Source organism: Kyrpidia spormannii (assembly GCF_002804065.1).
GTDB lineage: Bacteria > Bacillota > Bacilli > Kyrpidiales > Kyrpidiaceae > Kyrpidia > Kyrpidia spormannii.
In genome coordinates this window covers 3,216,931-3,229,512 of sequence record NZ_CP024955.1, presented here as the reverse complement: position 1 = coordinate 3,229,512, position 12,582 = coordinate 3,216,931, and the positions used below count along the sequence as shown (strand labels likewise).

The 12,582-nt window shown below is 60.4% G+C and carries 10 protein-coding genes and 1 pseudogene; 9 read left to right on the top strand and 2 right to left on the bottom strand.

Annotated elements, in window-relative coordinates; translation table 11 throughout:
• Positions 1 to 15 precede the first annotated feature (15 nt).
• Positions 16 to 570: an RNA polymerase sigma factor gene (locus CVV65_RS15825; protein ID WP_100668960.1), complete on the bottom strand. Its 555-nt coding sequence runs from the start codon at positions 568 to 570 to the stop codon at positions 16 to 18.
• 257 nt (positions 571 to 827) lie between these two features.
• On the opposite strand from CVV65_RS15825, the gene CVV65_RS16620 reads away from it, so the two are divergent.
• Complete coding sequence (locus CVV65_RS16620; RefSeq protein WP_133121337.1) at positions 828 to 1,487, top strand: hypothetical protein; 660 nt, start codon at positions 828 to 830, stop codon at positions 1,485 to 1,487.
• Here CVV65_RS16620 and CVV65_RS15815 read toward each other — a convergent pair.
• Positions 1,373 to 2,065, bottom strand: a complete 693-nt coding sequence (locus CVV65_RS15815; RefSeq protein ID WP_100668958.1) for a YigZ family protein — start codon at positions 2,063 to 2,065, stop codon at positions 1,373 to 1,375. The genes CVV65_RS16620 and CVV65_RS15815 overlap by 115 nt on opposite strands.
• Positions 2,066 to 2,371: 306 nt before the next feature.
• Here CVV65_RS15815 and CVV65_RS15810 point away from each other — a divergent pair, with 306 nt between their 5' ends.
• From CVV65_RS15810 to CVV65_RS15780, 8 genes and pseudogenes are all read left to right on the top strand, one after another.
• Positions 2,372 to 3,634: an efflux RND transporter periplasmic adaptor subunit gene (locus CVV65_RS15810; protein WP_157935567.1), complete on the top strand. Its 1,263-nt coding sequence runs from the start codon at positions 2,372 to 2,374 to the stop codon at positions 3,632 to 3,634.
• Positions 3,631 to 7,041 carry an efflux RND transporter permease subunit gene (locus CVV65_RS15805; protein ID WP_100668956.1) on the top strand — a complete coding sequence of 1,137 codons (3,411 nt, stop codon included), beginning with the start codon at positions 3,631 to 3,633 and terminating at the stop codon, positions 7,039 to 7,041. Before CVV65_RS15810 ends, CVV65_RS15805 begins: the two co-directional genes overlap by 4 nt.
• A 32-nt stretch (positions 7,042 to 7,073) precedes the next feature.
• Positions 7,074 to 7,310: a YgaP family membrane protein gene (locus tag CVV65_RS15800; RefSeq protein WP_232796801.1), complete on the top strand. Its 237-nt coding sequence runs from the start codon at positions 7,074 to 7,076 to the stop codon at positions 7,308 to 7,310.
• Positions 7,311 to 7,596: 286 nt separating this feature from the next.
• Positions 7,597 to 10,092: an Orn/Lys/Arg family decarboxylase gene (locus CVV65_RS15795; RefSeq protein ID WP_100668955.1), complete on the top strand. Its 2,496-nt coding sequence runs from the start codon at positions 7,597 to 7,599 to the stop codon at positions 10,090 to 10,092.
• A 264-nt stretch (positions 10,093 to 10,356) separates the two neighbouring features.
• A complete protein-coding gene (locus CVV65_RS15790) occupies positions 10,357 to 10,872 on the top strand; it encodes a Uma2 family endonuclease (RefSeq protein WP_232796658.1) in 516 nt (171 codons plus the stop codon).
• Positions 10,873 to 11,010: 138 nt separating this feature from the next.
• A pseudogene (locus CVV65_RS15785) lies at positions 11,011 to 11,229 on the top strand (AbrB/MazE/SpoVT family DNA-binding domain-containing protein); the annotation flags it as partial.
• 674 nt (positions 11,230 to 11,903) lie between these two features.
• The gene (locus CVV65_RS16845; protein WP_157935566.1) at positions 11,904 to 12,164 is read left to right on the top strand and encodes a hypothetical protein; all 261 of its coding nucleotides are present in this window, start codon (positions 11,904 to 11,906) and stop codon (positions 12,162 to 12,164) included.
• On the top strand, positions 12,136 to 12,561 hold the full coding sequence (locus tag CVV65_RS15780) for a PIN domain-containing protein (protein WP_157935565.1): 426 nt from the start codon (positions 12,136 to 12,138) through the stop codon (positions 12,559 to 12,561). The genes CVV65_RS16845 and CVV65_RS15780 overlap by 29 nt, the downstream gene beginning before the upstream one ends.
• The last annotated feature ends 21 nt before the right edge of the window (positions 12,562 to 12,582 follow it).

Below are 12,582 nucleotides of genomic sequence, written 5' to 3'. Positions count from 1 at the left end.
CTTTTATCCTCTTTTTTATCTTCCCCAGTCGTGCCCCAACTTTTTCAAGGCTCGACGCAGGTGATATGTGACGCTCTGGCGGGCGACCCCTTCTTGTTTGGCCAGTGCCGACAAGGGCAGCCCGCTCAGGAGGCCGGCGAGAACCCGGCGTTCCCGGGGCGCGAGTCCCGCCAGGAGCAGCCGGATTTCCGCCTCCAGAAAGGGCTCGGCCCATCGGGGGTCCCGAAGCAGCGCAAAGATGTCCCCGGGTCCCCCATCCTCCGCTTGCCCTCCAGAGCTCGCCCGTTTTTGCGTCTCCCGAGATGTCCGCCTCACCAGGGTCCACAGCCGGTGGTGAAATTTTCGGGCGAAGAAAGCCGGGAAGGGCACTCCGCGGTCGGGATCCCATATCTGGAGCACCTCAAGGTAAATCAGGGCCGCTTCCCCTTCGGCGTCTTCCCGATCGATGTTTTGGTATTTCCTTGCGACCATGGCGGCCAGGGGCCGCAGGTGAAGCCAGAGCTCCGCCACAGCAGCCGGGCGTCCGGCCCGGGCTTCGATCAGCAGATCCGGTGGAATGGGTGGAATCATCTGTCCAGTCCTTTCCCCGGAGGCCTCCGGTGGATATTGCGCGCATCTTGAGGATAGAACGCGCAATCCCCGGGGTCAGGCTGTCAGTTTCCACAACTTGGCGGGGGAGAGGGCGCTGAATTTTTACAAGTGAAGAATGACTTTTTAAAAATGGATAATGAAGAGGCGAACCACTCTTAATAGCTAGACAAGTATTGAGTATTTCGTTATGGTTTTATTGATAATATTTCATTCAAGTAAAGGGGGTCTCATCGAACATGCAGTTTTTGGATTTGGGTCGGGAGGTCTGGGAACTCGGGGCGTTCTGGCCGGTCTACAACCAAATGGGAGATGTCACCCTTGTCCTCTGGAAGAATGGCGAATTCGACCTCCTTCCCACCTCCGCTTCCCGGCTGCTCAAGAGTCTGGCCGCCTCTCTGGCGGTGGATCTGCGACAAGTGCGCGAAATTTATGGCCGGGAGGTGGCCAGAAAGTTGCTGGTGCCCCTGGCGCTCCACGATCAATTTCTGCTGGTGCCCCTCAAGGTTCGCACCGCCGTCATCCCCGGAGATGAAGTCTATGGGTATTTTGATCTTTCCTGTATTCAAGGTCTTCAGGTATCGGCGGAAGGGGTCACGGAACTCATTGTCGCCGGGTGCATTATTTCTCTGAGGCAGAGGCTTCGCTCGGTGGAGGAACAGTTGAATCGCGCCCGGCACATCGAGTGGTTGTATCAACTGCGCATGGTGGAACGGCGGTTGCCGATTTGGCTGGGGCGGCCCCGGGGAACGGAGCAGGTCCCGCCGGCGGAGCTTCGCCGGATTCACCCTTCGGGGGAATTGGAGCCGGAGAAATCCCCCGATAAGGCGGAAGGGACCCGGGCTGCCCCGTCCACCTCGTCCAACCAGACCTCCTCCTCGAATCGGAGGTCCACCTGACCGCCGGTGGCGTCCGCCGCCACAGATTGGCATTCGTGTTCGCGGCCTCGGGGAACGTAGACGGTGAGCCGAACGTCTTCGGCGAACACCGGCTCCTCCCGGGGCCAGCCGCGTTGGGCCAGGCGATGGTCCAGTTTGCCGAAGGCGGGGTAGGGGATGCGGATTCGGACCCGGACATAGGGGCGGCGGCTGAGAATGCCGGCCGCCCGCACCGCCTCGGAGGCCGCATGCCCGTAGGCCCGGACCAGTCCCCCGGCCCCGAGCAGGACCCCGCCAAAATACCGGGTGACCACCACGAGGGTGTCCCGCAGGTTCATGTGGTGCAAAACTTCGAGGATCGGGCGCCCGGCGGTGCCGGCAGGTTCCCCGTCGTCGCTGGAGCGCTGGATCTCGGAATGGGGGCCGATGGTGTAGGCGTAACAGTTGTGGGTGGCATCCCAGTGCTTCCGCCGGATCGCCTCCAGGAGGGAGACGGCTTCCTCTTCGCTGGCCACCGGAGCCGCCCGGCCAATGAACCGGGATTTCTTGATGACAATCTCCACCTCGCTTTGTCGCCCGACTGTTTGATAAGTTTCCACGAATCCTCCCCCTCCCACCGCCCGCGACATACCGTATTGCGGGTTCCGCTTTTTTACCCAGGATGACACGGAAAATCCGCAAAGTCAAAGGCAGCTTGACATGGATTCCGCCCTCCTACCATAATAATGTTGTGTGAAACAGGGTACCGGGTAGGGTATAATGCCGAGGCCTGCCCGGAAGGCCAGGGAGGTGACGGAAGGTTTCGGTTCGTCCGAAGCGCAGCTCGGGGAGATCTCCGAAGGGGTGACCGGTGCTTTCGCCCCGACTTGCATCTTGGACGGTTCATCGGCAGAAAGGTGGTAGGTATGAAAACGTGGGTGAAGGGTGTGCTGTTCCTCGGCGTCCCCCTGGGAGGGTTCCTCCTGGTCCTGAGCGGTGTCCTCGTACATAAGATTCCTCCAGGCACCGCCGAACGGGCCCCCGCGAGCATCAGCGGGGTCAAGGTGGCCGCGGTGGAACAATCGGCGGACCACACCGGTGTCACGGTGCCCGGCACCGTGGTCGCCGACGGGACCTCCCAGGTCGCCAGCAAAATCATGGCCTCGGTGCAGCAGGTGTTGGTGAAGGAGGGGGATTTTGTCAAGCAAGGCCAGACCTTGGTGGTCCTGAATCCGGAACCCTTGGCGGCGGCTGTCAAACAAGCCCAGGCGGGCAGTGCCCAGGCCCAGGCCGGAGTTCAGGCGGCCCAGTCGGTTCAGGCGCAGATCGACGAGGCGATCCGGCAATCCCAGGCCAGTCTACAAGCGGCCCAGGCGAACCTTCAGGGCGCTCAATCAGATTTTGAACGCACCCAATCGCTGTACGAAGCCGGTGCGGCGAGCCGCCAGGATTACGATCACGCCCAGACGCGCTACCAGGCGGCAAAGGCTCAGTATGACCAAGCCCAGGCCGCCCTTCAGGGGGCTCTGGCCCAGAAGGCGGAAGCCCAGGCCCGGCTCGGTGAAGCCCAAGCGGCCTTGGGTCAGGCCCAGGCTTCGGTCCAGGCGGCGTCCGCCAATCTGAGCGACACCGTCCTGAAAGCGCCCTTTGACGGGTTCGTGACCTCGAAGACGGTGAATGAAGGAGACATGGCGAGCCCTGGGATGCCTCTCCTGACGGTGGAAAAAGGGCCCTTCGCCCTGGAGGTCTATGCCGAAGAGAAACTGGCCGCGGCCATGAAAATCGGTGATACCGTCTCGGTGCACATTCCGGCTTTGAACCGGTCGGTTACCGGGACGGTGTACGAGATCACTCCCCGGATCGATCCCGCCAGCCGGACTTTTAAAATGAAGATACGCCTTCCCGGCGATGTGGAGGTGCGGCCGGGAATGTTTGGCGAGGCGGTCCTCGGCACCGGCGGGCCGAACGACAAGATTTTCATCCCGAAGGCGGCGGTGGTGCGCTGGTCGCAATTCACAGGGGTGTATACGGTGGATAACCAGAACCGGGCCCATCTTCGTTATGTATCATTGGGTCGGGAATCCGGGGATCAGGTCGAGGTGCTGAGCGGGCTGAACCCCGGTGAACGGATCGTCGTCTCCGGCGTGGATCGGGTGAGCGACGGGGCGGAAGTGAGGACCGGCTCATGAAGATCGGCCTCTCGGGCAGAATCGCCAAGGCATTCATCAATTCTAAGATCACGCCGCTTTTGGTGCTGGCCGCGCTGTTGATGGGCGTGCTGGCGGTGCTGAACACGCCCCGGGAAGAAGAACCCCAGATCTCCGTGCCGATGATCGATATTTTCGTCCCTTATCCCGGTGCCACGGCGAAAGACGTGGAGGACCGGGTGACGAAAGTTCTCGAAAAGAAGCTCTGGAAGATCAAAGGGGTCGAGTATATCTATTCTACATCCCAGCCCGGTCAGGCGCTGATCACGCTTCGGTACTATGTTGGTACCGACCTGAACGACGCGGTGGTCCGCACCTATAACGAAGTGATGTCCAACATGGATGAGGTTCCCCCCGGCGTGGGCCAGCCCTTGGTCAAGCCGATGACCATCGACGATGTGCCCATCGTCTCGGTGACCCTGTGGAGCAACAAGCTCAACGACTACGATTTGCGGCGGATCACTGCGGTGGTGGCCGACGAGGTCAACCGGGTGGAAAACGTCGCCAAGGTCCAGGTGATCGGCGGCCGGGAGCGGCAAGTCCGGGTGGAGGTCGATCCCACCCGGTTGGCGGCCTACGGGATTTCGCCGCTGACACTGGAAAGGACGCTCCAGAGCGGGAACCAGTCCCTGGACGCCGGCCAGTTCGCCGAGGCGAACAAGCAGTTCAAGGTCAAAGCCGGGACGTATCTGGTGGATCCCGAACAGGTCAAGAACTTGGTGGTCGGGGTTTATGAGCAGCGCCCGGTGTTTCTGAAAGACGTGGCCACGGTGACGGACGGACCTTCCGAGGTCAATCAGTACGTCCTCTTTGGGACCGGGCCCCGGGCGGCGGACAAAGGCGTGACCGAGCCCCCCGGGCGCATCTTCCCCGCAGTGACCATCTCCGTCTCGAAAAAGCCCGGGACCAATGCGGTCTGGGTGGCGAACGACGTCATCAAGAAGGTGGATGATCTCAAGGGCAAGGTCATCCCTTCGGACGTGCAGGTCACGGTGACCCGGGATTACGGAGAGACGGCGATGGAAAAGGCCAATGAGCTGATCGATCACCTGCTCATCGCCACGGCGTCGGTGATCCTGCTCATCGGGGTGGTGCTCGGAATCCGGGAGGCCATCGTGGTGGGCATCGCGGTGCCCGTGACCCTGGCGCTGGCTTTGTTCCTGAGTTACATGCACGGGTACACCCTGAACCGGGTGACGCTTTTTGCTTTGATCTTTGCCATCGGGATCCTGGTGGACGACGCCATTGTCGTCGTGGAGAATATGCACCGGTGGTTCCGGATGCGAACGCTCAAGCCCTTGGATGCGGCGGTCCATTCGGTGGACGAGGTGGGAAATCCCACGATCCTCGCGACTTTTACGGTCATTGCCGTGTTGATTCCCATGGCTTTCGTTCGCGGGCTCATGGGGCCGTATATGGCGCCGATTCCCATCAACGCCTCGATTGCGATGTTTTTCTCGCTGCTCGTGGCTTTTATCGTCACGCCCTGGTTTGGGCTGCGGCTGCTGAAGCGGGATGAGCCGAAGGCGGCGGTCCCGGCGGCGGCCGGTGTGGGCGGCGGGGATGAGGGTACGGTGGCCGTGGGACCGGCGTCGTCGCCGGGGGGTGCGCCAGGTGTGGGGATGTCGACGGGAGGCGCGTCCGAAGACGGCCCCGGGGCCGAAGGGGGACGCTCTGGCAACGGGGATCACGTCGGCAACGGGTATCACGTCGGCGAAGAGCACGGCGGCCGGGTCTCCCGGATGTACGCGGGTGTGCTCATGGCCATGGTGCACAGCCGCAAGAAGCGCAACCTGTTCTTCCTCGCGGTGGTGCTCCTGCTCTTCGCGTCATTGATCTTGTTTTACACGAAGGCCGTCGCGATGAAGATGCTGCCGTTTGATAACAAGAGCGAATTTCAGGTGGTCATCGACATGCCCCGGGGGACGACCCTGGAACAAACGGCGGCGGCCACCAAGGCCATCGGGGATTATCTGTCGACGGTCAATGAGGTCACCGATTACGAAATGTACATCGGGACCGCGTCGCCCTTTAATTTTAACGGCTTGGTCCGCCACTACTACCTGCGCCAAGGCCCGGACGTGGCCGACATTCAGGTGAATCTGGTGGCCAAGGGCGAGCGGCAGCAGCAGAGCCACGATATCGCGAAACGCATTCGGCCGGCGGTACAGGCCATCGGGGAGAAATACGGCGCCAACGTTAAGGTGGTGGAGGTGCCGCCGGGGCCGCCGGTCCAGGATACCCTGGTGCTCGAGGTCTATAGCAACGATCCCGCCGACCAGTACGCCGCGGTCCAGCAGGCGGCGGAGATTTTCAAGAAGACGCCCGGCGTGGTGGACGTGGACACGTCTCTGCAGGCGCCTCAGACCCAGTATTCGTTTACGCTGACCGACCAAGCCCGGCTCAACGGCATCACGGACCAGGAAGTGGCCCAGACGCTGCAAATGATGTTGGCCGGGGCCCAGGTGGGGTTGGTGCATCCGCCTCACGAGCTGGAGCCGGTGAAAATCTGGCTGCAACCGCCCCGGGACCGTCGGTCGAGCTTGGATGAGCTGAAGAGCATCCAGGTGCCGACGCCCTCCGGGAAGCTGATTCCTTTGGGCGAGGTGGCGAATATTCAACAGGAGACGGCGGAGCAGACGCTCTACCGGAAGAATCTCCAAAGCGTCGCCTACGTGTTCGGGGATGTGGCGGGGTATGAGGAGAGCCCGGCTTACGATATCGCCAAGATGTGGAACGCCGTGAGCCAGATTCATGTGCCGAGCGGCGCGAAGGTGGAGCAGTACCTGACCCATCAGCCTTGGCTGGAAAATGGCGTCAAGGTGAAATGGGACGGGGAATGGCAGATCACCTACGAGGTGTTCCGGGACCTCGGATTGGCCTTCGGGGTGGCGCTGGTGGTGATGTACCTTCTGGTGGTCGCCTGGTTCCAGTCCTTTATCACACCTCTGGTGATTATGGCGCCGATTCCGCTCACCATGATCGGGGTGGTGCCGGGACACTGGCTTTTTGGGGCCTTTTTCACGGCCACGTCGATGATCGGGGTGATCGCCCTGGCCGGCATTATCGTGCGGAACTCGATCTTGCTGGTGGAGTTCGCCGAGCGCCGGCGCAAGGAAGGCGAGGATCTGGATGCGGCGGTGGTGACCGCCGGGGTCGTCCGTTCGAAGCCGATCCTCCTCACCGCGGCGGCGGTGGTGGTGGGGGCGTTTGTCATCCTGTTCGACCCGATCTTCCAGGGGCTCGCCATCTCGCTGATGTTTGGGACGATCGCTTCAACGGTGTTGACGTTGTTCGTGATCCCGGTTTTGTATTATGCGGTGGAGATCCGCCGGGCCAAGGCGCGGATGCGGAAAGAAGCGAAGGCCAGGGCGAGGGCGAACGCGTGAGGCGCGTGGCGGGTTGACATAAGGGGAGGGTGATGGATATGTTCGTCGAGTCCGGAAAGGGTTCCCTCATCCGGATTGTCGCTGGGGTGTTCATTTTGATCGGAGCGGGACTGTCGCTTTGGGTGCATCCCCACTGGGTGTATTTTGACGCCTTTGTCGGGTTGATGCTGATCATCTCGGCCCTGACCGGGTTTTGCCCGATGTATTATATTCTGCGGGCTTTGGGGATCAAAGACGCCCAGTGTACGGTGAGACGGGTGGGGCGGTAAAAGAAGGGTTTCGGATGGGCGGTCGGGGAATGAGGAGATCGGCCGCCGAACCGATGAGAGCGCGGGGAGTTGTTGAGGCCCCGCGCTTTTTTTGCGGGTGCCGGCAGGTGGGAGATTGTGGATTGTAAAAGTGCGAGGAGGGTGTTGTGTCCGCCCTTTGATCGGACGGAGTGGCGGCTTTGTCCACGTGAAGTGGACAAGAGGTGGGGAATGGGAAAAGAGATCGGGCTATGATATGCTAATGGTAAACCGTTAATGTTCGGTTCGGGCATCGTGGTGAGAGAGGGTGAGCGACCTGGATTTTCCGATTCTTCTGGTGCACGATCCGGCGGAGGCATCGCCGGCCATTGCCGAAGGGGTGCGGTACATCGCCGAGGCGCTGGCGGCACAGGGTCTGGCCATTGTTAACGCCCGGGGTGAAGAGGAGGCGGAGCTGATCGTCAAAACCCGGCCGGAGCTCTCCTGTGTGCTGATGAGCTGGGACGATCCGGATCACGATCCCGGGGGCGGGCGGCGGATCGAACGGCTGATCCGTCTGGTGCGGGAGATCCAGGAGAGCCTGCCGATTTTTTTGTTGACAGAATCTTTGCGGGTGGACGAATTGCCCCACGAGGTGCTCCAAGAGACTTCGGGGTACGTATGGATCACCGAGGATAAGCCGGAGTTTTCCGCCGGGAGGATCGCCCGGGCGGCGGAGGGATATCGCAGGAGCCTGATGCCGCCATTTTTCCGGCGGCTGTACGATTATGTTAACGAGTTCAAGGACGCCTGGCACACGCCCGGGCACAGCGGCGGCCTGGCGTTCTTGAAATCTCCGGTGGGGAAGATTTTTTATGATTTTTACGGGCCGAACATTTTTCTGACCGATTTGTGCAGTTCGGTGCCGGAGATGGGATCGCTGCTGGAGCACCAGGGGGTGATCCGGGAGGCGGAGGACGAAGCCGCCGAGGCGCACGGGGCGGATCGGACATTTTTTGTGACCAATGGGACGACGATGAGCAACCAGATCGTACACCGGGCGCTGCTCAAGGCCGGGGATGTGGTGGTGGTGGACCGCAACTGCCACAAGTCGGTGATCAACGCCTGCATTATGACCGGGGCGATTCCGGTGTTTTTGCCGGCCCACCGCAACGGGCAGGGGATTATCGGGCCGGCCCGGTGGGAGGCGCTGGATCCCGAGGCGATCCGGGCCCGGGTGGCGGCCCATCCGCTGATGCGGCGAAAGGCGGGGGCGGTGGATCCCGGGGCTGCGGACGCTGCCGGAGGGGGCCGTGTGGGCAGCGGGGCGGCGGAGGCGGCTGCGGCGGCCGCGGCGGCCGGACGGGACGGTGTGGGCGTCGGCAACGGGTCGGCGGATTCGGAAACGGGTTTGGCCGCGGGTTCATCCGCGAGTTCGGCCCCGCGGGTGAAAATGGTGGTGATCACGAACTCCACGTACGACGGGGTGCTTTATAACGCCGAGCGGCTGTTGCGGCGGCTGGAGGGAGTTGCGGATTACATCCACATGGACGAGGCGTGGATTCCCTACGCGGCTTTTCACCCTCTCTACCGGCGGCACTACGGACTGTCCCCGGCCACCCGGCGGAAGGATTTGCCGACGGTGATTTCCACGGTGTCCACCCACAAGGTGCTGTCCGCCTTCTCTCAGGCCTCCATGATTCACATTCGCAACGGGCGCATGCCCATCGACGAGGATCGGTTCAATGAGGCGTTTATGATGCACACCTCCACGTCCCCCCAGTACGCGATCCTCGCCTCTTTAGACGTGGGCACCCGGATGATGATGGGCAAGGCGGGGGAGCGGTTGGTCCAGGAGGCGGTGGAGCGGGCGCTGGAGTTCCGCCGGCAGGTGTACAGCATCCACCGGGAGGCCGAGGGGCGGGGGGATTGGTGGTTCAACGTCTGGCAGCCGGAGACGGTGGAAGCGGTGTTTGCGGCGGCCGGGGATGTGCCGGGGGAAGGGCTGGGAGGCGATGAGAGGCGTGCGCTGGCCGGACTGGAGGGGCTGACCCGGAGTGATGCGCCCTGGCAGATCCGCGCTGGGGATCGGTGGCACGGGTTTGAGGGGGTGCCGGATGGTTTTGCGATGCTCGACCCCATCAAAGTGACGATCCTGACGCCGGGGGTGGACAGTGCCGGCCGGCCGGAAGCGACCGGAATCCCGGGTCCCCTGGTGGCGGCGTTCCTCCGGGATCACGGGGTGGTGGCGGAGAAGACCGGATTTTATACATTGTTGGTGCTGTTTACGATTGCCGCCAGTCGCAGCAAGTCGTCGACCCTGGTGTCGAAGTTGTACGCGTTCAAGCAGCTGTACGACAGCAATCGCCCGGTGAAAGAGGCGCTGCCCGAGGTGTACCGGGCGAACCCCGGGAGGTACCGGAGCCAGGGGGTCAAGGATTTGGCCCAGGAGATGCATGATTTTCTGCGGGAGGCTGAGATCGCCCGGGTGCAGGAGGAGATGTATGCGGTTCTGCCCGAAGCGGTCCTCACCCCCACCGAGGCATTTGGACGACTCGTGGACGGCGAGGTGGAGCTGGTGCCGCTGGAGGGGCTGCCCGGGCGGGTGTCGGCGGTCATCGGTTTGGTGTATCCGCCGGGGATACCCGTGATCGTGCCCGGGGAGCGGTTTGATGAGGGGTCGAAGGCGATCATCGAGTATCTGCGATTGTTTGAAGCCTGGGATAACCGGTTTCCGGGGTTTGAGATGGAAGTGCAGGGGGTGGTGAAGAACCGGGGGGCTGGGGACCGGGTGAACTATCGGATTTACTGCGTGCGGGATTGAGTGGAGGTGTGGAGGGTGGAAGAATATGGGCCGTCGAAAATCGAGGGGGGTGTTGTGTCCACCTTTTGAAAAACTACTAAGCAAAAATGTCTACGGTGAGGAGACATTCGGCCGAGTAATCGGAAAAGTTTTTCGCAACCGTCAAATCTCCGGGCGACGGGGGCGGTGATGGCCACCTGTTGTGCTATGGCGGGCGGGTCGCCGACGGGCGTGCATTTCATGCTACAATATGGATATGGAAAGAATTCGGAAGGGGAGGTGCGCATGGAGCACCAACCGAGCACGGCTGGTTTGGAACGGTGGGAGCGGATCGACGGCGTGATCTACGACATGACGCCGCCGCCAACGTCGGAGCACCAAAGGATCGTCGGCAACCTGTTTCGCGAAATCAGCGTCTATTTGAAGGGCAAGACGTGTACGGCATATCCGGCCCCCTTTGGAGTTTGGTTGGACACAGAGGATGACGGGAATTACGTGGAGCCGGACATCACAATCGTCTGTGACCCGAGCAAGATACAGCCGAAGGGTTGTGTAGGCGTTCCCGACATGGTGATCGAAGTCCTGAGTCCGGCCACAGCCAAGAAGGACAAGGCCGCCAAGCCGAGGGCGTATAAAGCCGCAGGCGTTCGTGAGTATTGGATCGCCGACCCATCGAACCAGATTGTTGAGGTACACGGGCTAGTCGACGACAACGTGTTCCCGACAGTCTACGGAAAGGACGACACGGTTGCGGTTGGTATTTTCGGGGACTTGCACATAAACCTGCAGGACATCTTTTAGCCCTTTTTTCGCATGTCATAATTTGTCGAATAGCGGCATCACCGGTGGCTCTGGGCGCGCTTTCTTGCCCCGGTCGGGTTTAATGATGGACAAGGGATCTGCGGGTAAGGAGGGGAGCGCAGTGCCTTCAGGACGAGAGTGCAGAAGTGGGGCAACAGCCTGGCCATACGCCTGCCTAGCGCCTTTGCCGAAAGCATTTCGATTCAACAGGGATCTGAGGTCGAACTCAGGCTGATAAACCGCACAATTACCGTGGTTCCGCGAAAGCGAAAACCGTCTTTAGAGGAGTTGCTGGCGAAGATCACCCCGGAAAACCGCCATGAGGCCATTGACTTGGGGACCGAAGGAAAGGAACTGCTTAAAAAATGCAAGGCCGGGGATATGGAAATGCAAGGGGTGGTGAAGGACCGGGGGACCGGGGGGGCCGGGGATCGGGTGAGCGATCATGTGCTGCGTGCGGGATTGAGTGGGGAGTGGCGGGTGGAAGACGATGGGTTGTCGAAAACTGAGGGGGTGTCGTGTCCACCTTTTGAAAAACTACCGAGTAAAAATGTCTACGCTAGGAAGACATTGGACAGAGTAATCGGAAATTTATATTCGAAAGAGGAACTTCACGACACGAATAGTGATTGCATATTGAAGTGTTTATTCGCCCATTAACGTCTGCGGAGCCTTCCTTTTTCAGGGTGGGCACGTCTGCCATGTTCGTCGATTCCTGATTCGTCAGTTCATGTGAGCTAAACGTTTATGGCTGCAGTAGCATGGCTCGCGATTAAGGTGCGACCCATTGCCAGAAAGCGCTCCAAAGGTCTTCTCTTCTTACAGATTATTGAGGATATCGACAAGAGTTCTTAGCATGAATGCGTTTGGCGTGTGCTCAGAGTGGGTGAGGGCATACCTGTAGAGACTCTTATGGCGGAATGCGAACGCGTCCGTGAAGAACTTTCATGGCCCGGCCGGCTGGTAACGAGTATGGAGCCCGTTTTGCAACCAGATGCGAATCAGTTATAATGACCACAGAGGTGGTCACCATGAAGATGATCAGTATTAAAGAGTTCCGCGATCACGCGACTCAACACCTGAAAACGTCTGAACCCATCATCATCATGCGCGGATCTACGCCCGCCGGAGTCTTCTTGCCTTGGGATGAGTCCATGTTGCCGCCTGACATCGTGAAAAAGGCCATGTATGAGCAACTGTCTCGCCAATTGCAGGAGCAACTGGAGAGGTTGCACGTATCCGAGCAGGAGGTCATGGCGGATTTTGAAGCCTATCGAAAAAATCGTGATTGATGCGAACGCTCTATTGTCCATCGTGATTGGCGGAAAGGCAGCTCAACGCATTGTCCTTCATTTAAAAGCTCCTGAACTATATGCGACGGTGCAGGCGTATTCCGAAGTTGAAAAGTATCTTCCCATCTTAGCTGAGCGGAAAAACCTTAACGAAAAACTGTTGTGGTCCGTATGGCGAATACTGCCGGTGGAGATCGTCGCTCCATCGACACTTGGACCAGCTTGGGAGAAGGCGTGGCATTGCCTGCACCAACGCGATCCCAACGATGTTCCTACGTTAGCTCTCGCGCTGGAACACGATTGGCCGATTTGGAGCCAGGACAAGGATTTCGAAGAGGCACAGGATGTGTGCAAAGTGTATTCCACAGCGGAGTTGCTGCGAATTCTGGATAGCTAAAGAACTTGGAGGTTAAAAATA

Excerpts from the sequence above, each read along its gene's own strand:
- CVV65_RS15800 (WP_232796801.1), top strand. The coding sequence starts at position 7,074 with ATGGATATGTTCGTCGAGTCCGGAAAGGGTTCCCTCATCCGGATTGTC.
- CVV65_RS16620 (WP_133121337.1), top strand. The coding sequence starts at position 828 with ATGCAGTTTTTGGATTTGGGTCGGGAGGTCTGGGAACTCGGGGCGTTC.
- CVV65_RS15810 (WP_157935567.1), top strand. The coding sequence starts at position 2,372 with ATGAAAACGTGGGTGAAGGGTGTGCTGTTCCTCGGCGTCCCCCTGGGA.
- CVV65_RS15825 (WP_100668960.1), bottom strand. The coding sequence starts at position 570 with ATGATTCCACCCATTCCACCGGATCTGCTGATCGAAGCCCGGGCCGGA.
- CVV65_RS15805 (WP_100668956.1), top strand. The coding sequence starts at position 3,631 with ATGAAGATCGGCCTCTCGGGCAGAATCGCCAAGGCATTCATCAATTCT.
- CVV65_RS15790 (WP_232796658.1), top strand. The coding sequence starts at position 10,357 with ATGGAGCACCAACCGAGCACGGCTGGTTTGGAACGGTGGGAGCGGATC.
- CVV65_RS16845 (WP_157935566.1), top strand. The coding sequence starts at position 11,904 with ATGAAGATGATCAGTATTAAAGAGTTCCGCGATCACGCGACTCAACAC.